General features: G+C 56.4%; 23 protein-coding genes. 16 read left to right on the top strand and 7 right to left on the bottom strand.

The features are described from left to right. Positions 1 to 178 precede the first annotated feature (178 nt). Entirely contained in the window at positions 179 to 799 is a 621-nt protein-coding gene (locus ACFSOY_RS17490; RefSeq protein ID WP_386048837.1) for a Gmad2 immunoglobulin-like domain-containing protein, read from the top strand. A gap of 26 nt (positions 800 to 825) precedes the next feature. Continuing rightward, positions 826 to 1,335: a hypothetical protein gene (locus ACFSOY_RS17485; RefSeq protein ID WP_386048835.1), complete on the top strand. Its 510-nt coding sequence runs from the start codon at positions 826 to 828 to the stop codon at positions 1,333 to 1,335. Positions 1,336 to 1,348: 13 nt separating this feature from the next. Here ACFSOY_RS17485 and ACFSOY_RS17480 read toward each other — a convergent pair whose 3' ends face one another. Next, entirely contained in the window at positions 1,349 to 1,834 is a 486-nt protein-coding gene (locus tag ACFSOY_RS17480) for a sporulation membrane protein YtrI (protein ID WP_386048833.1), read from the bottom strand. Further along, positions 1,831 to 2,154 (bottom strand): YtrH family sporulation protein, encoded by a 324-nt coding sequence (locus tag ACFSOY_RS17475; protein WP_386048831.1) that lies wholly within the window; start codon positions 2,152 to 2,154, stop codon positions 1,831 to 1,833. Before ACFSOY_RS17475 ends, ACFSOY_RS17480 begins: the two co-directional genes overlap by 4 nt. A 175-nt stretch (positions 2,155 to 2,329) precedes the next feature. Between ACFSOY_RS17475 and ACFSOY_RS17470 the strand changes: the two genes are divergently transcribed. Then, entirely contained in the window at positions 2,330 to 3,646 is a 1,317-nt protein-coding gene (locus ACFSOY_RS17470; RefSeq protein ID WP_386048830.1) for an oligosaccharide flippase family protein, read from the top strand. A gap of 55 nt (positions 3,647 to 3,701) precedes the next feature. On the opposite strand, the gene ACFSOY_RS17465 is transcribed toward ACFSOY_RS17470, so the two are convergent. Further along, positions 3,702 to 4,043: a histidine triad nucleotide-binding protein gene (locus ACFSOY_RS17465; RefSeq protein WP_386048828.1), complete on the bottom strand. Its 342-nt coding sequence runs from the start codon at positions 4,041 to 4,043 to the stop codon at positions 3,702 to 3,704. Positions 4,044 to 4,117: 74 nt separating this feature from the next. On the opposite strand from ACFSOY_RS17465, the gene ACFSOY_RS17460 reads away from it, so the two are divergent. Together ACFSOY_RS17460 and ACFSOY_RS17455 are read left to right on the top strand one after the other, a co-directional pair. Further along, the gene (locus tag ACFSOY_RS17460; RefSeq protein WP_386048827.1) at positions 4,118 to 5,422 is read left to right on the top strand and encodes an LCP family protein; all 1,305 of its coding nucleotides are present in this window, start codon (positions 4,118 to 4,120) and stop codon (positions 5,420 to 5,422) included. A 189-nt stretch (positions 5,423 to 5,611) separates the two neighbouring features. Further along, on the top strand, positions 5,612 to 6,190 hold the full coding sequence (locus ACFSOY_RS17455; RefSeq protein ID WP_386048825.1) for a hypothetical protein: 579 nt from the start codon (positions 5,612 to 5,614) through the stop codon (positions 6,188 to 6,190). Positions 6,191 to 6,223: 33 nt separating this feature from the next. On the opposite strand, the gene ACFSOY_RS17450 is transcribed toward ACFSOY_RS17455, so the two are convergent. After that, a complete protein-coding gene (locus ACFSOY_RS17450) occupies positions 6,224 to 6,490 on the bottom strand; it encodes an AtpZ/AtpI family protein (RefSeq protein ID WP_386048823.1) in 267 nt (88 codons plus the stop codon). A gap of 251 nt (positions 6,491 to 6,741) precedes the next feature. Here ACFSOY_RS17450 and ACFSOY_RS17445 point away from each other — a divergent pair, with 251 nt between their 5' ends. From ACFSOY_RS17445 to ACFSOY_RS17425, 5 genes are all read left to right on the top strand, one after another. Next, entirely contained in the window at positions 6,742 to 8,193 is a 1,452-nt protein-coding gene (locus tag ACFSOY_RS17445) for a leucyl aminopeptidase (protein ID WP_386048822.1), read from the top strand. Between the two features lie 37 nt (positions 8,194 to 8,230). Continuing rightward, the gene (locus ACFSOY_RS17440) at positions 8,231 to 8,599 is read left to right on the top strand and encodes a hypothetical protein (protein WP_386048820.1); all 369 of its coding nucleotides are present in this window, start codon (positions 8,231 to 8,233) and stop codon (positions 8,597 to 8,599) included. A 122-nt stretch (positions 8,600 to 8,721) separates the two neighbouring features. Beyond that, complete coding sequence (locus tag ACFSOY_RS17435) at positions 8,722 to 9,219, top strand: RNA polymerase sigma factor (RefSeq protein ID WP_386048818.1); 498 nt, start codon at positions 8,722 to 8,724, stop codon at positions 9,217 to 9,219. A 20-nt stretch (positions 9,220 to 9,239) separates the two neighbouring features. Then, complete coding sequence (locus tag ACFSOY_RS17430; RefSeq protein ID WP_386048816.1) at positions 9,240 to 10,574, top strand: DUF4830 domain-containing protein; 1,335 nt, start codon at positions 9,240 to 9,242, stop codon at positions 10,572 to 10,574. 105 nt (positions 10,575 to 10,679) lie between these two features. Next, positions 10,680 to 11,729 carry a M42 family metallopeptidase gene (locus ACFSOY_RS17425; protein WP_386048814.1) on the top strand — a complete coding sequence of 350 codons (1,050 nt, stop codon included), beginning with the start codon at positions 10,680 to 10,682 and terminating at the stop codon, positions 11,727 to 11,729. Between the two features lie 47 nt (positions 11,730 to 11,776). On the opposite strand, the gene ACFSOY_RS17420 is transcribed toward ACFSOY_RS17425, so the two are convergent. Further along, positions 11,777 to 13,354, bottom strand: a complete 1,578-nt coding sequence (locus tag ACFSOY_RS17420) for an oligosaccharide flippase family protein (RefSeq protein ID WP_386048812.1) — start codon at positions 13,352 to 13,354, stop codon at positions 11,777 to 11,779. A 147-nt stretch (positions 13,355 to 13,501) separates the two neighbouring features. Between ACFSOY_RS17420 and ACFSOY_RS17415 the strand changes: the two genes are divergently transcribed. The 3 genes from ACFSOY_RS17415 (at position 13,502) to ACFSOY_RS17405 (ending at position 17,487) form a co-directional block, all read left to right on the top strand. Then, positions 13,502 to 13,999, top strand: coding sequence for a GbsR/MarR family transcriptional regulator (locus ACFSOY_RS17415; protein ID WP_386048810.1), 498 nt, complete (start codon positions 13,502 to 13,504; stop codon positions 13,997 to 13,999). A 37-nt stretch (positions 14,000 to 14,036) separates the two neighbouring features. Continuing rightward, entirely contained in the window at positions 14,037 to 17,084 is a 3,048-nt protein-coding gene (locus ACFSOY_RS17410; protein WP_386048808.1) for an efflux RND transporter permease subunit, read from the top strand. Between the two features lie 124 nt (positions 17,085 to 17,208). After that, complete coding sequence (locus ACFSOY_RS17405; RefSeq protein ID WP_386048806.1) at positions 17,209 to 17,487, top strand: hypothetical protein; 279 nt, start codon at positions 17,209 to 17,211, stop codon at positions 17,485 to 17,487. A gap of 68 nt (positions 17,488 to 17,555) precedes the next feature. On the opposite strand, the gene ACFSOY_RS17400 is transcribed toward ACFSOY_RS17405, so the two are convergent. Together ACFSOY_RS17400 and ACFSOY_RS17395 are read right to left on the bottom strand one after the other, a co-directional pair. Further along, complete coding sequence (locus ACFSOY_RS17400) at positions 17,556 to 18,509, bottom strand: MBL fold metallo-hydrolase (RefSeq protein ID WP_386048804.1); 954 nt, start codon at positions 18,507 to 18,509, stop codon at positions 17,556 to 17,558. A gap of 92 nt (positions 18,510 to 18,601) precedes the next feature. Beyond that, positions 18,602 to 19,528, bottom strand: a complete 927-nt coding sequence (locus tag ACFSOY_RS17395) for a hypothetical protein (RefSeq protein ID WP_386048802.1) — start codon at positions 19,526 to 19,528, stop codon at positions 18,602 to 18,604. Between the two features lie 144 nt (positions 19,529 to 19,672). Here ACFSOY_RS17395 and ACFSOY_RS17390 point away from each other — a divergent pair, with 144 nt between their 5' ends. The 3 genes from ACFSOY_RS17390 to ACFSOY_RS17380 all read left to right on the top strand — a co-directional run bounded on the left by ACFSOY_RS17390 (position 19,673) and on the right by ACFSOY_RS17380 (position 22,781). Continuing rightward, a complete protein-coding gene (locus tag ACFSOY_RS17390) occupies positions 19,673 to 20,380 on the top strand; it encodes a hypothetical protein (protein ID WP_386048800.1) in 708 nt (235 codons plus the stop codon). A 121-nt stretch (positions 20,381 to 20,501) separates the two neighbouring features. Further along, positions 20,502 to 20,876: a preQ(1) synthase gene (gene queF / locus ACFSOY_RS17385; protein WP_386048798.1), complete on the top strand. Its 375-nt coding sequence runs from the start codon at positions 20,502 to 20,504 to the stop codon at positions 20,874 to 20,876. A gap of 282 nt (positions 20,877 to 21,158) precedes the next feature. Beyond that, positions 21,159 to 22,781: a peptide ABC transporter substrate-binding protein gene (locus ACFSOY_RS17380; protein ID WP_386048796.1), complete on the top strand. Its 1,623-nt coding sequence runs from the start codon at positions 21,159 to 21,161 to the stop codon at positions 22,779 to 22,781. Positions 22,782 to 22,982 lie beyond the last annotated feature (201 nt).

Raw genomic sequence — 22,982 nt, 5'->3', positions numbered from 1 at the left:
CGACGCATTTGAAAACGCCTGCCGTTCCCAACCGAGCGAAACATCGGTTGGCAATCGCTGTGCAAGCGAAGATACACCCGTTTTCGCAGTCGTTCATAAAAAGAGGAGGAGAGGAGATTTGACAGCTCCTTGTGACTTCTGCGATGATCGGAGGAAGAGATGAGAAGGAGGAGGAAAGATGGGACAGCGTGACAACAAGAAGTCGTGGCCGATCTGGCTCGGGGCGATGGTGATCGTAGCTGTGGTCGCGTCTGCTGGCGGGTATTATGCATCCAAGCAGGGAGAGCCGAAAGAGCCCGCGACAGACGAGGGGAACAAGCAGGCGGAGACTCCTCCAACCGGAGCGCAAACACCGACTCCAGAGCCTACCCCAACGCCTACCCCTACACCGTCCCCGAACGAGCCGAGCGGGCAAACGCCTGCACAGGATGCGATCACCTTTTCGGCCTACACGGGCAGCGGATCGATCGATCTTCGCGATCGCAAGCTGGAAAACGACGCGTTTAAGATCAAGAGCATCGACTGGTCGGATGCGAGCAGAACGCTGTATCTACAGGTTGACATGCGCGCATTTGAAGGGGTCGCCTATTTCCGGGTGAAGGATGACGCGGGCGTACTGCTCGAACCGGAGAGCGTGCTGCGCGCGACAGAAGGTGCGCCCGCATGGAGCCCGGTGCAAGCGGAGATTCCGCTCATCCCCGATTATCAGGGCAAGCAGCTCGTGGTCGAGTTTTATGCGAAGAGCGCAAAAGACGGTTCGCGCGTCAACATGTTGAAACTGAAGTTACATCCGCAGTGATGCAAGATGCAGAGGAGGAGCACTAAATGCAGCAAAAACCGAACTTGGAACTCGTCTCCGGCGTGGAGGCGATCGAACAGGTCAAAAAGTATCCCGCTCCGGCAGATGCGGGCATCTTTCATATTCCCAACCAGCTAACCTGGCCGCTGATCGTGCCGGAGGGCGGTCTTTCGGTCACGCTCGATCCGAACAACAAGGAGCAGGAGCTGACCTATGGGCTGGTCACCGGCATCGTCGCCTTTGAGGACAACTTCTATCTGCTCGGCCGCGTCGATTATGCGTACGGAAGCGAAGAGCAGACCGCTTGGTTCCGCTTGGACTGGTCGATCGACAAGGGCATGATCGAGTCGATCGGTGAGCTCGGCATCATCGGGTTGACCAACAAGCGCCCGCCGAAGCTGACCAGCAAAGAGGAGATGGTCGCACACCTGACCGCTGTCACCACCTTCGTCTGCCAGCTGGACGAGATGGAACTGCACCGCCTGCGGATTCAGATGATCCGCATGCAGGAGCAAGCGAAGCTGACCCGCCATTGATCGGCGGGTCTTTTTACGGCTCTTTGCTGGTGTTTTGCAGATCGGGCTCTTTGCTCGCTTCGATGTATAGGGTGGTCGTCTCGCCGATCACCACCTGTACCACTTTCAGCGTGACCGTATGATCGGTGATGTGCAGTTGGCGGTGGTCTAAAAACTCTCGAAAGATGTCGGGGCTCTCTTCAAACAGTTTCAGGTCTTTATCGATCAGCTTGCGCATCCTGCTTTTGACTTCCTTTTGGACGGCCAGCTTGATGAACTCGTCGGGCGCTTTGTCGACGACCACGTTGATCTTGCGAATCTTGCGGACGTTTTCCTTTTCGATGTGCGTCAGCTTCTCTTTAAGCTTGTCATAATCTTCTTGCAGCTGATTGACCTCGTTGCGCTTTTCGGTCAGGCGCAAATAGAGCAGATCGAGGTCATGCCCGCGCAAGGTGAGCAGCACCGACGCGCCGAACAGCGCGCCGACGCAAAAGGTGGCGAGAAACTGACGGGTGCTCACTTGATCTCACCGACCATCCATTTGATCAGAAAGTAGCCGACATTGCACCCGAGAAAGGCGGCGACGATGTAGCTGAGCTGTTTGAGCGGAGCCCCGAACTGGCCGCCGAGCACTCCGGTCTCCAGCACCTTCAGCGCGTCCATCGTGCCGCCGAGCGCTGCGACGAGCGCCCAGATCTTCAGCTTTTCCGCCAGGTCGACCATCTCGGTCATCGGCGGTCGATGCATGAGAAACGCGCCCATCGCACCGAAGATGGAACCGCCGAGCACGATCCCGAGCGCAACGAAAAAGTCGAGGATGACCGTACTGACAAATCCCACTAGCTTTCACTCCTCGTCCACGTCTTTCTACGATACGTATGCGACAGGTGGCTCAGACATGCGATTGTAAAGATTGGGGCATAGGAGGAACGATCAAACTGTGATAAAATGGAATACAGATGAATTGTAAGAAGAAGGGATTTTTATGACACCTTATATGAGGGTCTTCGGAGCCATGCTCTATAAGTTTTTCGGAGCGGGGCTGGTGTTCATCTCCTCGGTGCTCTCCGCAGCTTTTCTCGGTCCGGAAGGGCGCGGATTGCTGACGCTGGTGACGAACAACCTGGCGATGTATTCCCCGGTGGCCGGCGCTTTTTCCGAATACATATCGTACGGCATCAACAAGCGCAAGCATTCGCCACGGGCTGTTTTTTCGACCGCGCTGGTCTATTGTCTGGGGTTTGTCACGGTCGTCTTTGTCGCCGCCTTGATTGCGACCCCGTGGTTCTGGGATTCATTTTGGCAGGGGCATCCCTCGCAGTCGATGACCTGGTGGATCGCCGGGCTGGTCGCCCCGTTCGCGCTGTTTCACGTCTATGTGACCCGGCTGATCTGGGGGCTGAACGAGCTGGAATGGCTGAACCGCTTGAACACGGTGCAGTCGCTCCTGTTCATCCCGATGATGCTGACCGCCGTCCTGTGGTCGGACGATCTCGGGTATCGCATCTGCTTCGTCTTCGTCGCTTGGCTGGCTTCCTTTGTCCTGACCTCGCTCCTGTCCGCTTATGTGGCGGTGAAGAAGGGCAAGGTCAGCTTGCGTCCGAAGGTGGATGCGGGGATTCGCAAGGAGATCTTTACCTACGGCAGACAGTTGGCAGGCAGCCGGCTGTTGACGCAGATCAACGCGCGCATCGACTTCTATCTGGTCATGTTTATCATCGGAGCGGAAGCGGCGGGGATCTACTCGATCGCGGTGACGGTGGCCGACATGCTGCTGTTCATGTCGTCGTCGCTTTTGCAGGTGGTGTTGACGCGAGTTTCCTCGCTGGAGGAGAAAGACTCGATTCTGCTGACCGCGAGGACGTTTCGCCACACCGGGGTGATCATGGCAGCCTCGCTGTTGCTGTTCTATCTGGTGATGCCGTATGTGATCGTGATCGCGTACGACGAGCGATTTGCTCCGGCGCTGGACTCCTACTACATCCTGTTGCCGGGGATGGCGCTGCTGGGGATGACGAACATCCTGACCACCTATTTTACCAACCAGCTCGGCAAGCCGCGCTTGCTGATCTTTTTGGAGGGGACTTCGATCCTGACCAACGTCTCGCTGACCTTGCTGTTTGTCGGCGGCCTGCACTTAGGGGCGGAGGGGGTGGCGACCGCGAAGGCGATCGGGTACAGCATCATCTTCCTGGTCGCGCTGATCTATTTCTGCAAAGCGACTCGCTATCCGATTTTCCAGATGTTTGTGCTCCAACCGGATGAGATCGCCCAATATAAAAATTTGATCGGCAAGATCGCAGGCAGATTGCGCAAAAAAGACCAACGCTGACCGGGGGAGTTCCTCCGGAGCAGGGCTGGTCTTTTTTCATCGCGGTTCGGTGCTGTTACATCTCCCAGTGCAGCTGGCGACCACCGATCACATGGTAGTGAATGTGGAAGACTGTCTGTTGCCCGTGCGCGCCGGTGTTGGTGATCACGCGGAACCCCTCTTCGGCGACGCCGAGCGCTTTTGCCACCTCTTGAATCGCCAAGTGGATCTTATGTACGATTTCACCATCGTCCGCCCCGATGTGCAAGACGCTCTGGATGTGCTTTTTCGGGATCACGAGCGCGTGCACAGGCGCGATCGGGTTGATGTCATGGAAGGCGAGCACATGATCGTCTTCGTAGATCTTTTTGGACGGAATCTCACCTGCGATGATCTTGCAAAAGATGCAATCTGACATAGTAGGACCTCCTCCATCATATGGATACATCTCCCACCAGAGTAACACGGATCGTGTGAAAAGGGGAAGAATTCGTGAAGGTTACAGGAAAAAAGCCAGAAACGTGGAATACACTGTTGGATGAAGGAGTGGATGGCGTGAAGAAAAAGTGGTGGCGGCTGATCAGCATTGTGCTGCTTGTGATCCTGCTATTTGCCGGGTACTATGTGTATTCCATGTTTTCATTTCTCGATGCGGTCAACACGAAGAAACCATTTTCAACAGGAGAAAATCCGCTGGTCACCGCGACCTGGGAAGGCACGGAGCAGGTGAACATCCTCTTTCTCGGCGTCGATAGCCGTGATGAAAGCGAACGGCCGCGCTCCGACACGATCTTGCTGTTAAGCGTCAATCCGGTGACGAAGAAAGCGTCCCTTTTTTCGATCATGCGCGATACATATGTCAACATCAAAGGGGTCGGGCAGTCGAAGATCAACGCAGCGTTTGCCAACGGCGGTCCGCAGCTGTTGATCGAGACGGTGCAAGACTATCTGGACATTCCGATCCACTACTATGTGGCGACAGACTTTCAGGGGTTTGCGAAGATCATCGATGTGATCGGCGGCGTCGATGTGAACGTCAAGGAGAAGATGGTGCATGCTGATGATGGGGTGCACGACATCCTGCTCGAAGCGGGTCAGCAGCATCTCGACGGTCAAAAAGCGCTGATGTACGTGCGTTATCGCGGCACGGCGCGCTCCGATTTTGACCGCACCGAACGCCAGCGCGAGATGGTGAAGCTCGTCGGCGCCAAGATGTCATCGCCGAGCATGGCGCTCAAGTTGCCGACCATCTTGAAGGAGATCACGCCCTACACGGAGAGCAACATCGGGGCGAGCGATCTGTACAAGCTGTTCACCTTAGGGGTGAAGGCGGATACGTCGGGGATGCAGACGGAGCAGTTGCCGCCGGACCAGTTTTTGTCGGAGGAGGTCAACGGGAACGGCGAGCAGGTGCTGCGCCCTGACATCGAAGCGGTGCGCAATTTCGTCCGGGAGAAGATCGGGTCGACGCAGCAACCGGCCGAGACCGGCTCAAGCGGCAACGGCGGCGCTCAGCAGGCTGGAGGCAAGACGGGCGGGGGCGGTTCGAACGACGGCGGCCAAGCGAACAAGCCACCTGTTGATCAGACGCCGCCATTTGACGGTGGCCAGCGGGCGAAAGTGGTGGGCGAGTATGTCAACCTGCGCCAAAAGCCGGGCACGGAGCACAGCATCATCGGTCAAGTTTACGGCGGCGACCTGTTGGCGATCGAAGGACAGGTTGGCGATTGGTATTACGTGCGCACCAAAGACGGCATGTACGGGTACGTCTTGAGCTCCTTGGTGCAGCTGCAATAGACGATCAAAAAGCTTCTCACCTCTTGGTGGGAAGCTTTTTTCTTTGGCGCTCCCTTGCCCAATTTGGACAGAATCGGTACAAAATGTCTAACAAAAAGAGCAGGACGACGCATATATTGTTGGTACTACATCGAGCATTTGCAAAACCTTTTCTCTTGAAAAAGCCTCCGAGCACCGAGGAGGGTGACTATGGAAAACCAGATTGTGATCTACCGAAACATCTCGGGCGAAACGACCCGCGCGCAGGTCGATCGTTGGAAGGCACGCGTAACTCGCACCGGTATCCAACTGGAGGAGAAAGGGAAAGGCAAGACCCTGATCTTTCACCTGTACCTAAAAGATGATGAAGTGATCTTCTACATGTATGAAAACGGGAAATCGCTGCATGTACTGATCGAGTATCTAAGGGTGAAAAAGGGGGATGGTCGAATGGTCAAAGCGCTCGACGCTTTGATCGGTGAGCTTAAGCTGCGTGGTGAGAAATACGAAACGATTCGCGGGGAATTATACCGTACGCTGTACTTAAATGGCTTGATCATGGATGATGGGCTGTTTCAAGAACGCAAATTGGCGGCAGATTTTGACCTGCGCTTAACTCGCGAGATCATCATGGGACACATCTACGCCGCGCTTGAAGAATATGCGGATGCCAAGAAACGGGGAGATGTTGACCTCGAAGCTGAAACCATCGGCCGCCTTCACTCCTTCAGCCAGGAGCTTTCCAAGATCGACGAAGCGCTAAATGAAGATCGATTGGAAGAATCCTGACCCTTCCTGCAAACGGCAGAACCTGTCTCTCCGTCACTTCTTCTGCTCCGGATTGAATGCAGCGATCAGCTTGGTGATTCCGTAGATCCCAACGGCCAGCCCCAAGATGATCCCTACGAGCAATAGCCATGGGGACGTTCCCAGCAGGCCGTCCAGAAAGCGGCCTAAGAACGTGCCGCCGATCGTGCAGATGGCCAGATCGAGCCCGATGGCGGAGACGAGGCCGAACGCGCGCCACGCTTCATTTTTCTCTCCGGTCACCTCAGGTTGCTTCCGCTGTTGATCCTCCTGCTCGTTCACCGCTGTCACCTCCATCTTCAGTGTATGTCACGCATCAGCATCGTACGACTCGGAGAGCCGATCGGCTCTCTTTTTTCATGCGTTTTTGGCAGCGATTGTGACTGTAGTATATCAGATGATGCCGCCTTGTTGCGCGGTGCGGCGAAAATTGAACACAAGCGGTTTTCCCGTTGCGATTGTTGTCGAGGTGCTCGCCATGTATACTGAAAGGAGTAGTTCCAGTTTCGGAAAATAGCAAGGGGGACCTTATGGTGAACATTCTCGTACATAAAAAAACTGAATTGCATGCGATTGAAGCAGATTCGCTCGTCCTGTTCTACGGCGAGACGAAAGAGCTGCCGACCGAACTGTCTGCGCTCGACCAAGCGCTGGGCGGAGAGCTGAGCGGCCTGTTTGCAGACGGCGAGGCGGAAGGAAAGGCGAACTCGGTGACGCACGTGCGCACGAGCGGTCGTCTGGCAGCCAAGCATCTCTTCCTCGTCGGCCTCGGCAAAGAGGACAAACTGAACGCAGAGGTGGTTCGCAAGGCGGCAGGCAGCGCATCGCGCAGCGTCAAGGGTGATCACGTGGCGGCGGTCGCGCTGGCAGACGAGTATGCGGGCGCGATCACAGAAGGGTTTTTGCTGGGCCGCTATGTCTATCAAAACCACAAGTCGGAGCAGGAGGCGGACAAACGCTTCACCGCGCTGACCATCGTGGCAGATGGCGATGTGACCGAAGCGGTGCAGGCGGCGACTCACGATGCGGATGCGGTCAACCTCGCGCGCGACCTGACCAACATGCCGGCCAACCTGCTCGATCCGGTGATCTTCGCGAACAAAGCGGTCGAGATCGGCGAAGCGGCAGGTCTTACCGTCGAAGTGCTCGACGAGGAGAAGCTGCAGGAGCTCGGCCTGAACTTGCTGTATGCGGTCGGCAAAGGATCTGACATCCCGCCGCGACTCGTCGTCCTGCGCTACCAAGGGGCGCCCGAGTCGGAAGAGGTGTTGGGGCTCGTCGGCAAGGGCGTCACGTTCGACACGGGCGGTTACATCATCAAGCCGGAAAACGGCATGGGCGACATGAAGACAGACATGGCAGGGGCAGCCTGCGTGCTCGGCGCGATGCGCGCCATCGCCAAGAAACAGCTGAAGGTCAACGCGATCGGCGTGCTGGCGCTGGCGGAAAACATGATCTCTGGCAACGCGTTCAAGCCGGGCGATGTCGCTGTCGCTTTTAACGGCAAGACGGTCGAGATGATCGATACCGACTGCGAGGGCCGTCTGGTGTTGGCAGATGGCGTCGCCTATGTGAAACATCTCGGCGCGACCAAGATCGTCGACACCGCCACGCTGACTGGCGCGGTGGTCGTGGTGCTCGGAGGCGAAGCAGCATCGCTGTACGGCAACGACGACGAGTGGGTGAACGAGGTGAAAGCGGCCGGTGCAGAGGTGGGCGAGCGCCTGTTCCCGCTGCCGAACTACCCGGAGTATCAGAAGCTGATCGAAAGCTCGATCGCCGACTATATCAACTACTCCTATCGCAACGGTGCGGCGCTGGCGGGCGGCGTGTTCCTGGCGGCGTTTGCAGATGATGTGCCGTTTGTGCACATCGACATGGCCAACATGGCGAAAGCGAAAAAGTCGAGCGGCTATACGGTCGAAGAGGGCACCGGATTCTCGACCCGATCGATGATCAAGGTGGCGGAGCGACTGGCGAAGTAACCGATTCGAGAGACACTCACTTGCGGAGGGATGCACGATGACGGGTAGGGAGATCAAGATCATACGTCACGACATCATGACGGCACCGAGTCTGGCTGCCTGGCTGCGACGCCTCGCCGACCAGATCGATCAGCAGCACAGCTTCCGCTTTGACGGACTGCCGATCATGATCGCTAACCAAGTTCAAGTGCGCCAATCATACACGAAAGAAGGTCTGGCGAATGAGTACGCGCTGACGCTTTCTTGGGACGAGGAGTTTGGCGACCAAGCGAAGCTTGCGGGAGAGGGCGATCGGCAAGGCGAAGCGGAGGAGCCGGTCGACCTCCCCGACGCGGAAGAGGTGCCGACCACTCCGCTCGACCTGCCGGGCTCAGATGAGCAGCCGGGCATCAGAAGCAGAGGCTAAACGATCGAACCACCTGCCGAGCAGGTGGTTTTTTGTTGCCCAACCTGCTCTTTCCTGAATCCTTTCGGGCAGATTGTACGTCATATTGTATAGAGAAGCCCTGTCTTTGGAGGTGACACCGCTTGGAGCAGCAGATTCAACGCGCATTGCAGGACGCAGGCGCGATGGCCGACTTTTTGAAGGAGCTAGAGCCTTTCGTATATCGAGTTTGCTACCACCTGACCGGACATCAGCACGATGCGGAAGATCTGGCGCAGGAGTCGCTCCTGAAAGTGTGTCGCAACCTCCACACATATCGGGGCGATTGTGCGATACAGAGCTGGGTGTATCGGATCATCCTCAACACGCAGCGTGACGCCGTGCGGAAAAAGAAAAATGTCACCGTCGTTGAGCTGTCCGAGACCGCATCGACCAGCGATGGGTTTGAAAATCAGGTCGGCATGAAGATGGTCATCCAAAAGATGCTCGGCGAGCTGACCGGTGTGGATCGGCAGATTTTCATCCTGCGCTTCGTGCAGGACCTGCCGCTCAAAGAGGTGGCCGTGCTGTTGGAGATGAAAGAGGCGACCGTAAAGACCAGACTATTCCGATTGCGCGATCGACTGCGTGGATTGCTGTAGAGAGGAGGGTGAAGCGATAGATGAACAGGTGCGATGAGATCAAACAGGCGATTTGGAGCTCAGATCTGACTCCAGAGATGATCGAGCATGTGCTTTCTTGCCCAGAGTGTCAGCAGGAACAAAAGCTGGTGCAGCAGATCGGCATCACCCTCGATCTTGAAGAGATTCCATTGCCGAGTCGAACGCTGCTCCCGTCTCGTGAGGAGATCGAGCAGGCGGTCATCTCGCACAGGTGGCGCCGCCTCAGGAAATGGGCGACAGCAGGGGTGGCGGCCGCCTGCGTGCTGGTGGCAGCCGTTCAGGTGCCGAACTTCCTCCCGCTCGATCTGAGCAAGAACCAGCAGAGCCTTGCCGATCAGAAGGAGCAGAGCGAGGGGCAAGAGCAGAAAGGCAACGCACCGGAGCGCAACGAACTGCTCGGCGCAAAACAGGACAGCAACTCGCTCACCGCGATGGACAATCTGCAAAAGAGCGAGGAGCAGGCGACAGCTCTCGATCCGAGCATCGTCAGCCTGCTCGACACGTACGGGTGGACGCCGACGCAAGAAGCGTTTAAAACAGAACAGATCGCGCTGCCCAAGAGCTTTGTCGACCTGCCGGGGACCTATCCGCTCGGCCTATATTGGGCGAAGCACAACGTTTTGTCCAAAGATGTCGGGCTCGATCTGAACCGCCACCGCGGGGAGACGGTCACCGCCTATTCGATCCCGCTTCAAGAGATGTGGGATGACGGGTTGAAGCTGAACACGACAGCAGTCGTGCTGCTGGCGGGGCAAGAGGTGGTCGGCAGCTGGCTGGAAAAGGGCGTGGGGATGAGCGCCTCGTTGCGAAAGCGCGACTTCGCCGATCTGGTCAAGCTCTCGTGGGGGGATTGGCTGAAAGAGGACGGGCAGGTGGATTATAGCCAAGGGCCAGACGGAGAGTTTCGCAATTGGAATGCCGAACAGGTGGTTCTCAAATACTATGAGGCGATTCAAAATCGAGATTATCCGACCGCCTATGCGATGTATTCGAAAGCATACCAAGCTTCCTTCTGGTATGCGGAAAAAGGGGAGCAGCTGTTTGCCCAAGACTGGAACAAACAGGGACTCAATCCGGAAAACGTCTCCTCGGTCCGCGTGATCGACCTGCAGCAGACCCAGCGGGTGGAGGCGACCGGTCAAGCGGAGTCGATCAAAGGGGAGCGGCTCAACCGCAAGCCGGTCGAGGAGCGCCAATATCAGGTGACGCTCGACATCACCTACAAAACGCAGGTCGTTCAGCAGGATGGAATCAACGCGCTGTACCTCGGGGTGGTCAAAGAGAGCACGGACGCACCGTGGAAGATCGACTGGGTCAACCAGAGCCCGCGGTGATCGGGCGGCGATCGGCGGCGCAGCGGTTAGCAAATCGGTTCTGACATGGCGAACCCTCTAAAGATTCTGTATACTGTTCTCAGATACTGTAAGGGGGTTTCAAGAATGAGCGTTGATATGAAATATGTTGTGGATTTTTTAGTGAACTTGGTTAACATCCCGAGCCCCTCCGGCAATACGGAGAAAGTGATCTCCTTCATCGAGAAGGAATGCGCGAGTCTTGGCATTGAGAACAGACGCAACAACAAGGACGGGCTGATCCTGACCGTGCCAGGCAAGAACTCGGACGTTCATCGCGTGCTGACCGCCCACGTCGATACGCTCGGCGCGATGGTCAAAGAGATCAAGGGCAATGGTCGGCTGAAGCTCACCTTGATCGGCGGCTTCACCTTCAACTCGATCGAGGGTGAATACTGTCAGATCGAAACGTCTGAAGGTAAGCTGTTCACCGGCACGATCCAGTCCACGCATGCGTCTGTGCACGTCTACAAGGACACTCGCACGCATGAGCGCAACGCCGACACGATGGAAGTGCGCCTCGATGCGGTCGTCAAGAGCGCAGAGGATGTGCGCGAGCTTGGCATCGAAGTGGGAGATTTCGTCTCCTTTGCACCGCGCTGTGAAGTGACGGAGACCGGCTTTATCAAAACTCGTCACCTTGACGACAAAGCTTCTGTCGCCTGCATGTTCGGCGCTTTGAAATCGCTGCTCGACAGCAACGTGCAACTGCCCTACACCACCCACTTCTTGATCTCCAACAACGAGGAGATCGGATATGGTGCCAACTCGAACATCCCGCCGCAGACGGTCGAGTTCCTCGCCATCGACATGGGCGCGATCGGCGAAGGCCAGACGACAGACGAGTATTGCGTTTCGATCTGTGCAAAAGACTCTTCCGGCCCTTACCATTACGCGATGCGCAAGCACCTCGTCGAGTTGGCCAAGGCGAATGACCTCAACTATGCGGTCGACATCTACCCGAACTACGGCTCTGACGCATCGGCTGCGATGCATGCGGGCGTCGATGTGAAGCACGGGCTGATCGGCCCGGGCATCGACGCATCGCACTCGATGGAGCGCACGCATCAGACTTCGATCGAAAACTCGGTCAAGCTGATCGTCGCCTATCTGAACAGCGATCTGGTAAAAAGCTAAACGGATCACGCACTTCAAACCCGAGAGGCGCTCGCCTCTCGGGTTTTTTACATGCTGGAAGACCCCTTTTGACTCAGCAAGAGGAGCTTTTCCGAAAGGAAGCGAGCGGTGCTCCCGATGATCGGCAGCCGCGCTAAGCTCTGCGGTGAGATCTCCTCTGCGACCAGCAGGGTGCAGAGGCAGCTGAGCGCAGCCGCTGCGCTCCAGAGGAACGGATGAGCTGCGAACGAGAAGGGGAAAGGGACATGCAGTCCGACCAACAGCAGGGCGGACAGCGTCAGGGCAGCTTGGAAGGAGTGGTAGAGCGTCCGCCACGGGACAGAGACGATGCTCAATCGGCTGAGCATCCAGAGGAGCGTCCCTGTCTGCACCAGCGTGGCGAGCCAGAACGACAGCGCCAAACCGCTGCGTTCGAACTGACCCGGCTGAAGCAGCAGGCAGATCGCCAGCAGGCGCACCAGATCGCCGAGCAGCCCTGCGTACAACAGCGCGCGGCTTCGCCCCTGCGCCTGCAGCAATGCGGAGAGCGGAGCTTGCAAATAGAGCGGAAGCGCGATTGGAGCCAGCAGCCAGAGCAGAAGCGATGCGCCGGGCGCGCGAAACCACGCTTCAAGCTGGGGGGCGAGCACGATCAGCGCTCCGCTCGCCGGCAGCGCCACCATCATCACCGCCCCGATGATCCGTCGCAGGTGAATGGAAAAAGCGCCGCGCTGTCGCTGGAGGCGCTCGGCAGCGGCGACGGGCAACAGGGCGGTGGCGATCCCGTCGGTCAGCACCATCGGGGCGCACAGCAAGGGCAGGGCGATCGTCGCATATTCGGCCAGCCAGACCGATGCGAGCTGCTCTCCGTGCGCCTGTGCCAACAGCCGATGCGCCAAAGGCAGCTCCAGCGCATACCCCAAGCTCGCCAGCAGCGCCTGTCCGGTCGGCGCAAACGACATGCGCAAGATGCTGAAGAGCGCGCGCTGGCTTCGCTGCTGCCGAACGCCACGCCGCTTGAGCACCCGCCACAGCATGATGCTGAGCAACAGGCAGGAGGCAGCCTCGCCGAGCGTCAGCGTCAGGATGCCGAGCTCTGCTGACCGCACTTCCTCAAAGGTGAGCATCGGCAGCCAGTAGGTCAGAGCGACCAAGCGGACGCTCACTTCGAGCACTTGGGACAGCGCGGGCGAATAGGTGTGGCCAAGCCCGAGCAACGCCCCGCGCAAGCTGCCCGTCACACAGATCAGGAGCAAGAGCGGCACTGTCGCCCCGAGCAGAAGCGCCAATTCCTGACGGTCGATCGCTTGCTGGCTCGCAAGGGAGGACAGCCCGAACAGCAGGAGAAGTGCGAAGCCGATCGCACAGCCCGTTCCGATCGCAGCTGCCGAAAGCAGCGGAAGCGGCACGGGGCGCCCCTCCTCGCGAGCGGAGGTGGCGAACAGGCGGGTCAGCGCTTGGGGCAGCCCCACCGTTCCCAAAGTTGCCGCCACGCCGATCAGCGGGAGCAACATGCGAAACTCGGCGCTTTCCGCGAGCCCGAGCGTCGTCACGAAGCGGGCTAAAAACAGGAGTCCGAGCAACCGGGACACCAGCTCCGCCAGGCCCAAAATGCTCGATTCTCGCACCGGAAACGGCTGGACCATCGGGGACACCTCCGCAGTTTGTCCCTTCAAGGTATGCCAATCCTTTTACAAAAATACCCTTGAATCCCTCTGAGAGGAAGGTTATAATTAACATCGTTTAGTATTATCTTAACGATATGAGCTGCGAGCGCGAGGGGGGACGGGAGCATGGATGACCAATTTTTAGAGCTTGCCAAACGATTGCACGCCTCGATGGCGCGATTTTTCGAGCAGGAGTTGGGCAGTTCGCTTTCTGGGCGGATCTTTTCCTTGCTGCTTTTTGCACCCGAAGCTCTTTCGCTCGAAGAGATCGCCAAGTACCTCGGCGTGACCAAAGCGGCGATCTCGGTGCAGATTCGCCCGCTGGAGCGAGGCGGTCTGTGCTATCGCATGCCGCGGGGCAGCGATCGCAAAGACTATTACAAGCTTGCGGACGATTTTATTTTGACGGTGCTTCAGCTGGGCGTTGAAAACCTGCTGAAGATGAACGACTTCTTGGTGGAGGCGGAAGCGCGGTTGGCTGAGGTCAAAGTCAGCGAAGCGGACGAAGCTTCCCGCGCTGCCGCTTGGCGGAGGACGCGGGAGATGAGCGCGCTCTATCAACTGCTCGCCAAGAGGCTTGACGGCTTCGAAGAAGAGTGGGAACAGAGAAAAAAAGAACTGTAAGCAAAGTGGAGTGCAGGGGAAAGGGAGTGGAAGAATCATGGGAGTTTTTGCGAAGTTTAGCTTGCGGAACCCGATCGCGATCATCATTTTGGTCATACTGGTCATCATCGGGGGCCTGTATTCTGCTTCGAAGTTCAAACAGGAGCAGATGCCCGATATCGCGATTCCGTATCTATTCGTCACTTCGGTCTATCCGGGCGGATCGCCACAAGAAGTTCAAAACGAAGTGACGGTGCCGATCGAACGGGTGTTGAGGAACATCGAAGGAACCCAAGTGATCGAGACGAACTCGGCGAACAACATCTCCGTGGTGATGTTGCAGTTCGATTTTAGCACCGATATCAAAGAGAAGACCGCAAAGGTCGAAGAGGCGCTCAACGGCGTTCAACTGCCCAAAGAGGTAGAGAAGCCGAAGGTCAGCAACCTCGCCTTTGGCAGCAGCCCGATCATCTACACGGCTGTCACCGCGCAAAAAGGTGCCAATGAAGCGCAGCTGCAAGAGCTGGTCAACAGCAGCATCGTTCCCGCGCTCCAAGGGATCGATGGCGTGGCTAAGGTGCAGACGGCAGGTCTGAAATCGGAAAACCTGTACATCAAGCTGGACAAAGCCAAGATGGAGCAGCAAAAGATCACCTTCCAACAGATCAGCCAGACGCTGCAAGCGATGAACCTGTCGATCCCGCTCGGGGTGGCATCTTTCGATAAGATCAGCCAGCCGGTGTTGGTCACAGGCCAGGTGAAATCGCTCGACGAGCTGAAAAACTTGCTCATTCGACCGATGCCTGAGCTGAAGCTGCAGGATATCGCCACCGTGGAACAAGGCACGGCCGAGCCGGACACGATCTCCCGCGTACAGGGGAATGTGTCCGTCGCGCTCAACGTGATCAAGACGGGCGATGCGAACACGGTCGAAGTGTCGAAAGCTGTGCAGGAAGAGCTGAAAAAATATACGAGCGACGATGGTGAATTTAAGCTCGACATCCTCTACGACACGGCGGCAGACATCGAGAAATCGGTCGACGGCATGATGCGTGAAGGCTTGCTCGGCGCGCTGTTCGCCTCGATCCTGATCCTCGCGTTCCTGCGCAACATCAGAGCGACGATCATCGCGGTCATCTCGATTCCGCTCTCGATCTTCGTCGCGATGACGCTGCTGAAATATTTTACAGACATCACGTTGAACATCATGACGCTCGGCGGGATGGCTGTCGCAGTTGGCCGGGTGGTCGACGACTCGATCGTCGTCATCGAGAACATCGTTCGCCGACTGCAGAGCGAGAGCATCAGCAAAGAGCTGATCCTCGATGCGACCAAAGAGGTGGGCAAAGCGATCACCTCCTCGACGTTCACGACGATCGCCGTCTTTGCTCCGCTCGGTCTGGTCTCGGGCATCGTCGGCCTGATCTTCGCGCCGTTTGCGCTGACCGTCGTCTTTTCCTTGCTCGCCTCCTTGCTGGTTTCGATCACCGTCGTGCCGATGCTCGCCTATCTGATGATGCGTAGCTCGAAACCGAAAGAGCACGGAGCAGGCATGCTGAGCAACCTCTACAAGCGCACGCTGAGCTGGTCGCTCAATCACAAGCTCACCGTCCTGCTCCTCGCGTTCTTGCTCTTCCTCGGCTCACTGCCGCTGGCGGGGCTGGCCGGATTCACATTCGTTCCAGAGCAGGAGCAAAAGCACATCACGATCGCGCTGGAAATGCCGGAGGGCACCGATGTGGTCGCCGTCGACGAAAAGGTGCGCGAGCTCGACAAGAAGCTGCGCGACACAGGCAAAGTGATCCTGTCGCAAGTCACCTCTGGTGCGCCATCCGGTGAGTTCGATCCGATGACGATGTCGGTCGGCTCCCCGAACAAAGCAAACTGGATCGTCGCGCTCGATCCGTCTGTCGATGTCACCGAGTATTCGAAAGAGCTGAAGGATAAGCTCGACCCTGGCGTTAATGGGGCGACGATCAACGTGTCGCAGCTCTCTGGCGGCCCTGGTGGTTCGGGCGTCTACATCGTGCTGACCGGAGGAACGAAACAATCTTTGCACGATGCGGCAGAAAAGGTGACAGCTGAGATCAAAAAGATCGAGGGCACCGAAAATGTGCGCAACACCTCGCTGAAAGAATCGCAGATGGTGCAGGTCACGGTGCGTCCGGCAGATGCGCTGAAAAATGGTTTGACCACAGCACAAGCTTCGATGCTGATCCGTCCGTTCCTCACCGAGGAGAAGGTCGGCAAAGTCGGTGAGGGCGCCAAGCGGGATGATATCATCCTCAGCTTTGCGGAGAAGCAGGTCCAATCGATCAGCGACGTTGAAAACTTGCTCCTGCCGACACCGATGAACACGGTGGTGAAAGTGAAAGATATCGCCGATGTGAAACAAGTTTCGCAGCCGAGCGTCCTGCAGACGCGCGACGGGCAGGAATATGCGCTCGTGCTCGGGAACATCGTCGATCAGAACGCAGGTCGGGTCAACACAGATATTTTGAACACGCTCGATTCGATCGATCTGCCAGAGGGCGTAGAGTACATCGTCGACGGTGCGAACAAGCAGATGCAGGATATGTTCCAAGACATGGGCATGGCGATCCTGGTCGCGATCGGCATGGTCTACGTGGTGATGGTCATCGCGTTTGGTGAAGGGAAAGCACCGTTTGCGATCCTGTTCTCCCTCCCGTTTGCTGTGATCGGTTCGCTGATCGGCACGGTGGTGACCGGACAGCCGATCTCGATGGCAAGCATGATCGGGATGCTGATGCTGATCGGAATTGTCGTCACCAATGCGATCGTGCTGGTCGACCGTGTCCAACAGCAGTTGGAAAAAGGGCTGACCGTTCGCGAGGCGCTGTTGGAAGCGGGCGGCACTCGCCTGCGCCCGATCCTGATGACGGCGATCGCGACGATCTTCGCGCTGTTGCCGCTTGCGCTCGGCATGGGAGAAGGCGCGCTGATCTCCAAAGGTCTCGCCGTCGTCGTCATCGGTGGCCTGATTTCGTCCACCCTGTTGACGCTGTTGATCGTGCCGATCATGTATGAGATTTTGCATCGCAAGCGCGTGAAGCGAGAGCTGCGCGGCACAGATCTCGGCGCCTAACTCACAGCGAAATCATCTCGTCTCCTCTGTCGCCTTCGATCCGTCGATTGGATTGAAGGCGGGGGAGCGTGTATAGTGAAGAGGAGAGACGGGAGCCCCGTTGTAAACGAAGAGGGGGATCGCGATGGGAATCAAGTATGAAGAGATGCCTCAAGAGATGTTAGAACAATTCCGTCATGACATGCGGACGCTTCCGTATGAGGAGTTTCTCAAGTGGACGGCGACCGAGCAGCAGCAGGTGGTCGCCCTGATCATCGCCGATTTTGAAGCGATCATGACGCCGGATGAGCGGATGGATCTGCGTGAGGCGTACCTGTCAACGATCAAGGACAGGGAGCGCCAACGCGCGATGTACGAGCAGTATCAGGCAGCATTGACGCGGCGGTTGGGAAAACTTCATTAAAGCAGAGCAAGAGAAAGAGGTCAGCCTGATCGTTTGTCAGGCTGACCTCTTTTGTTTTGTCAGGTGTTCTATTTCTGTGTCAGCTGTGCGAACAGCTTTTGCAGATTGCGGTGGAACAGCGCGCCGAACGACCATGATTCGTAGGCAGCAGGCAGCTTGAGGTCGGAAATGCCCTCCTCTGTCCCGCCACTTTCGATGTGAGCTTGGATGATGTCCAGCAGGTCGATGATGTATTGCTTGGTGGCGGTGACGTCCGCTAGTCCACCGAGCGGCCCATGTCCAGGAACGAGCTGCTCCGCATCGAACTGCTCGACGCGCTCCAGGATTTCGATCCATTCGCGCTCGTTCGCATTCCAGAAGGCGGGCTGTGTCTGGACGAACAGCAGGTCGCCCATAAACATGATCTTGTCGTCCGGCAGGTAGACGAACACATCGCTTGGCGAGTGTCCACCGCCGAACGTGATCAGCTCGGCGGAGCGGCGAGTACCGTGCAGGGTCATCTTCTGCTCAAAGGTGACGTTGGGCAGCGTGACCTCGACCGTGGCGAGCGTGGACTCCACTTCTCTTACGTGGATCAGCTCGTTTTCCAGTTCGCGACGCTCCGCCAGATCTTTCGCTTCTGCCAACGCTGCTTCGAGCGCTTGGATGTGTGCCGGTCCCTGTTCGAGCATATCTTTGAGACGCTCGGGCAGATAGGTTGCGATCAGGTCGCGGGTGATCTGGGTCGAGATGATCGAAGTGTCCGCATACACTTGGTTGCCGCGCACATGGTCGCCATGCCAATGCGTGTTGACCAGATAGCGAACCGGGTGGCCGGTCACTTCTTCGGCGATCTGGCGCAGGTCGCGGGCTGCTTGCGGGGTGAGGAAACCATCGATGACCAGAACCTCGTCCCCGAGATCGACAAAGCCGCCATTGGAGAAAGCGCCCATGTTTTCGATGACAAATGCGGCGTACACGCCAGGTGCAAGCTCCTGCAGCGTAAAGTGTTTCGAAGCAGGAAGTGTGGTTGCGTTAGCCATGAGAGATCACGCTCCAAGTTTTTACAATCATTGTACATGAAAAAAGACTCGCCTACGACAGGGTGGGCGAGTCGATTTGTCATTTTTTCGAATTATGTGGTAGATCGGTTGTACGGGTAGTTGCCAGCACCGCTGGCCTGTTCATCATGCGACTGATGAACAGCGGGGGTGGAACTGCTGCTGACCGAATGTTGAGCAGAAGGGGAGCTGTACATCGACGTTGCTGGCGTTGCCTGGCCAGATGGTGCCTGCTGAGCTCCGCTGCTCATCGTGCCCATTCCTTGGTTGGCATTCATCTCGCTCTGACCGGCAGCTGCTGGCAGACCGGATTGCAGGGAAGCAGGTTGGCCGCCTGATGCATTCGTTGTGCTCTGCTGAGCGGTTGACGAGCTCATTGCGGAAGAGCCTGACGACTGCTGACCGCTCGTGCCAGAGCTCATCCAAGAGAAAGATGATGGGTCGGAGTTGAGCGAAAGCGAGGACGCGCTGGGTGAGAATGAACTGTTGTCCGCGCTTGAGGTAGTTCTGTGCTGCTCATATCCTGGCGTCTGCGATCGCTTGAAATGTGTCGTGTCTGCCGCAATCGGACCAGCCGGTGGGAAGGAGGGCGCAGCGTATCCGGCCATGCTTTGTTGATCATTCGGCATTCTGGTGCCTGACATCGCTCCAGATTGCTGCGACTGCCCTTGGATGCTGTACGCGTGTCCCGATGAGCTCATATTCTGCATGTTTCCGCTTGCGATCATCCCTCTGCTCTGCAACTGCTGGGAGATCGATTGGATGTGATGGTTCATCTCCTTGCAGACATTGGCGATCTCGTAGAGCAGATGTCCGGCCTGTTGCTCATGATAGGCAGCTTGATAAAAGATTCGGGGCGAATTTTGATTCGCGTAGGTTTGCATGTTTTGGTATTGGTTCATGTTTTGTTGCGCGAGCTGCTGCGCCATCTGCGTCAGTTGCGCGACCTCCAGTTGCAGATCTTGTACATGATCTGCCATGCGCTGAATGTTTTGTTGCATCTTCAGTTCCTCCTTCGCGCTAGTGCGTCACATTCTGTACCTAGCTTGCTCCTGTGGATGGAAGAATTATGCACAGATTAATAAAGATGGGCGAGATCGGGAATTGTAAGGGCGGAATGAACATTTTGGAGGAGGAGAATGAACATGCCCGAAGGTCAACAGATGTTGCAGGTAGAAGCGGAGATCGTGAAGATGCAGATCGAACTGCGCCAAATTCGTCAGATGATCAGCTCTTTGATTGCCACCGAGGAGCAGACGATCCAGATGATGTCACAACAGCCAAAGGGGCACCAAGCGATGGGGCAACAGGGGATGGGGCAGCAGGCGATAGGACAGCAGGGAATGGGGAAGCAAGGGATGGGACAGCAAGGGATGGGACAGCAAGGGATGGGACAGCAAGGGATGGGACAGCAGGGGATGGGGCACCAAGCGATGGGACAGCAGGGAATGGGACAACAGGGGATGGGGCACCAAGCGATGGGACAACAGCGGATGGGGCACCAAGCGATAGGGCAGCAGGGGATGGGGCAGCAGGGGATGGGGCAGCAGGCGATGGGACAGCAGGCGATGGGACAGCAGGGAATGGGGCAGCAAGCGATGGGTCAAGGTGGTGGGCAACCGCAGAGCGGGAGTGGGAACGCCAACTTGATGAGCGCATTTCCGCCCAATCTGATCAGCGAGGATCAGCGTGCTCTGGAGCAGTACAACATCATGCGTAAAGTTGCAGAGGGGATGAATCGACAGGTGCAGGATCTCTCTCAGTCATTCAACTTGAGCGCTCCCAACCCGAACACCCCGAGCGCCCAGCAGATGAACCTTTCGGAGCAAGATCCGATGCAGCGTCCGTTTTAACCCCTGTTTTCTCGATTCAGCCTGCGGATGATTTTCGCAGGCTTTTCCGCCTTGCAGTTGAAAAACGAAGCGCTCTGGGATATAGTAAATTTTAGATTTCGAACCTTTGGAGGGTATACATATGTCTACGAAACCGACGAAAACGCTCGATCCGGTACCGAATCCGCACCCTGAGCGTGAATATGAAGTTGAGATCCGCTGCCCAGAATTTACTGCGCTGTGCCCGAAGACCGGTCAGCCAGATTTTGCGACGATCACCGTTCGCTACGTGCCAGGCCCGAAGATCATCGAGCTGAAGTCGCTGAAGCTGTACCTGTGGGCATTCAGAGACGAAGGTCATTTTCATGAGGATGTCACCAACATCATCCTGAATGATCTCGTCGAAGCGCTTGAACCGCGCTGGATGCAAGTCGAAGGTGAGTTTAACGTTCGCGGTGGTATCTACACCAACGTTCGCGTTGAGCACAACCCGGAATTTAAGCGCGCACGCGCCTAACCTGATCATCGGATAGAAGCTGAGGAGCCATGCTCCTCAGCTTCTTTTATTAGTTCGACCATTATGAGGTCGCAAGAAGTATTAACTTAACCTCAAGCCAATTGGCAATGTTGCGAGTAGTAAAAGTTGCGGAAGTTGCGACAGTCTTCATAAGGTTGAGATAATTAGTCAATACATTGACTTGTTCGTTGTGAATCCGATATCATAATGATCATGAACTCTCGAAATGAGTTCGAGAAGATTCTAGGTATTCGCAACCACAGAGAATGGGGGAACCTCAATATGCAAAAAAAATGGTTTGGTACTGCAATGGCTGTTGCCATGATGGGTACTGTGCTCGTTGGCTGTGGGAATGATTCCAAGCCTGGTGAAGTGAGCGGCGAACAAGTTCTGAACATGTCACTGGGTGATGATCTGCCGAACATGGATATTTCCAAGGCGACCGATCAGTACTCCTTCCTGATGATGGCAAACTCGATGGAAGGCCTTGTGCGCCTAGACAAAGATGGCAATGCACAGCCTGGCATCGCAGAGTCTTGGGAGATCTCCCCGGACAGCAAAACATACACGTTTAAACTGCGCGACGCAAAGTGGAGCAACGGCGACGCTGTAAAAGCGGAAGACTTCGTCTACTCCTGGAAGCGCACGCTGAACCCTGATACTGCTTCTCAGTACTCCTTCATGCTGTACTGGGTAAAAGGTGCAACCGAATATAACACCGGTAAAGGTTCGGATGCTGAGGTTGCTGTAAAAGCGGTGGATGAGAAAACACTGCAAGTTACGCTGAACAACCCGACTCCGTTCTTCCTGAACCAGATGTCCTTCCCGATCTTCTACGCACAAAACCAAAAGTTTGTAGAATCGAAGGGCAAAGACTACGGCACGTCTGTAGACACGCTGCTCTTCAACGGTCCGTTCAAGATGACCAACTGGGTGCATGACACTTCGGTTGAGCTGGAAAAGAACGCAGACTACTGGGATGCAAGCAAAGTAACGCTGCAGAAGGTCAACTTCCAAGTGGTGAAAGATACCACCGCAGCGGTGAACATGTACGAAGCGGGTCAGCTTGATCGCGTAGGTCTGGTTCGCGACCATGTAGACCGTTACAAAGACAGCGCAGAATACTCGCTGAAACCGGAGCTGACCAACGGCTACCTGATCTTCAACCCGAAAGTAAAAGGGCTGGACAACGCGAAGATCCGTACGGCGCTCACCTGGGCGATCGACCGCGACATGTATGCTGACATCGTCTACCACAACGGTACGGTAGGCGCGACCGGCTACGTGCCGAACGGTACGTCCGATTCTGCTGGTGGCGATTTCCGCAAATCTGCTGGCGACACGCTGACCAAGCACACCGATGCTGAAGCGAAGGCGATGCTCGAAGAAGGCTTGAAAGAGCTGGGCATGAAAGCGGCCGATCTGAAACTGCAACTGCTCGTCGATGATTCTGACGTTGCGAAGAAATCTTCGGAGCTGCTCCAAGAGCAATGGCGTTCGAAGCTTGGCGTAAACATCGATGTTCAAGGCGTTCCGTTCAAGCTGCGCCTCGAAAAAGAGCGCAACAAAGACTACCAGATCGGCCTCTCCCTGTGGGGCGCTGACTACAACGACCCGATGACCTTCCTCGACCTGTTCGTGACGGGCGGCTCGTTCAACAAAGTAAGCTATGCCAACCCGAAATATGATGAGCTGATCAACATGGCAAAAGCTGAAGCTGACGTCAAGAAGCGCGCTGAACAGATGGTCGAAGCGGAAAAAGTGCTGATGAAAGACATGCCGATCGGCCCGATCTTCTTCCGCGGGAAAGCTTTCGCAACGAAAGAGTATGTGAAAAACTTGGTCGTCTTCCCGTACGGTGTGGACTACGACTTCAAACATGTCACCATCGAAGGCAAGAAATAAGACAGTCTGATCACAAACTGACAGGAGTCGGCGCCGGCTCCTGTCTTTTCTTGTAGAAAAAGTGCGAAAAATGCAGGAAGATGGAGCATTTTTATAGCAATTGAGGATAACGGTCAAAAACAACTTGTCTATCAATTTCAAATAATCAGAATAGTAAGTTATAATCAACTCACAACAACCTCACCGAAGCGGTTGAGGAAG

The organism is Tumebacillus lipolyticus, assembly GCF_042682745.1.
Classification (GTDB): domain Bacteria; phylum Bacillota; class Bacilli; order Tumebacillales; family Tumebacillaceae; genus Tumebacillus_A; species Tumebacillus_A lipolyticus.
The sequence above is the reverse complement of the archived record's forward strand: the minus strand, read 5'-3'. Positions and strand labels throughout refer to the sequence as shown.

Bases quoted from the DNA above. Each gene is read 5' to 3' on its own strand.
- ACFSOY_RS17490 (WP_386048837.1), top strand. From the start codon at position 179: ATGGGACAGCGTGACAACAAGAAGTCGTGGCCGATCTGGCTCGGGGCG.
- ACFSOY_RS17485 (WP_386048835.1), top strand. From the start codon at position 826: ATGCAGCAAAAACCGAACTTGGAACTCGTCTCCGGCGTGGAGGCGATC.
- ACFSOY_RS17470 (WP_386048830.1), top strand. From the start codon at position 2,330: ATGCTCTATAAGTTTTTCGGAGCGGGGCTGGTGTTCATCTCCTCGGTG.
- ACFSOY_RS17465 (WP_386048828.1), bottom strand. From the start codon at position 4,043: ATGTCAGATTGCATCTTTTGCAAGATCATCGCAGGTGAGATTCCGTCC.
- ACFSOY_RS17455 (WP_386048825.1), top strand. From the start codon at position 5,612: ATGGAAAACCAGATTGTGATCTACCGAAACATCTCGGGCGAAACGACC.
- ACFSOY_RS17440 (WP_386048820.1), top strand. From the start codon at position 8,231: ATGACGGGTAGGGAGATCAAGATCATACGTCACGACATCATGACGGCA.
- ACFSOY_RS17430 (WP_386048816.1), top strand. From the start codon at position 9,240: ATGAACAGGTGCGATGAGATCAAACAGGCGATTTGGAGCTCAGATCTG.
- ACFSOY_RS17425 (WP_386048814.1), top strand. From the start codon at position 10,680: ATGAGCGTTGATATGAAATATGTTGTGGATTTTTTAGTGAACTTGGTT.
- ACFSOY_RS17420 (WP_386048812.1), bottom strand. From the start codon at position 13,354: ATGGTCCAGCCGTTTCCGGTGCGAGAATCGAGCATTTTGGGCCTGGCG.
- ACFSOY_RS17415 (WP_386048810.1), top strand. From the start codon at position 13,502: ATGGATGACCAATTTTTAGAGCTTGCCAAACGATTGCACGCCTCGATG.
- ACFSOY_RS17410 (WP_386048808.1), top strand. From the start codon at position 14,037: ATGGGAGTTTTTGCGAAGTTTAGCTTGCGGAACCCGATCGCGATCATC.
- ACFSOY_RS17405 (WP_386048806.1), top strand. From the start codon at position 17,209: ATGGGAATCAAGTATGAAGAGATGCCTCAAGAGATGTTAGAACAATTC.
- ACFSOY_RS17400 (WP_386048804.1), bottom strand. From the start codon at position 18,509: ATGGCTAACGCAACCACACTTCCTGCTTCGAAACACTTTACGCTGCAG.
- ACFSOY_RS17395 (WP_386048802.1), bottom strand. From the start codon at position 19,528: ATGCAACAAAACATTCAGCGCATGGCAGATCATGTACAAGATCTGCAA.
- ACFSOY_RS17390 (WP_386048800.1), top strand. From the start codon at position 19,673: ATGCCCGAAGGTCAACAGATGTTGCAGGTAGAAGCGGAGATCGTGAAG.
- queF (WP_386048798.1), top strand. From the start codon at position 20,502: ATGTCTACGAAACCGACGAAAACGCTCGATCCGGTACCGAATCCGCAC.
- ACFSOY_RS17380 (WP_386048796.1), top strand. From the start codon at position 21,159: ATGCAAAAAAAATGGTTTGGTACTGCAATGGCTGTTGCCATGATGGGT.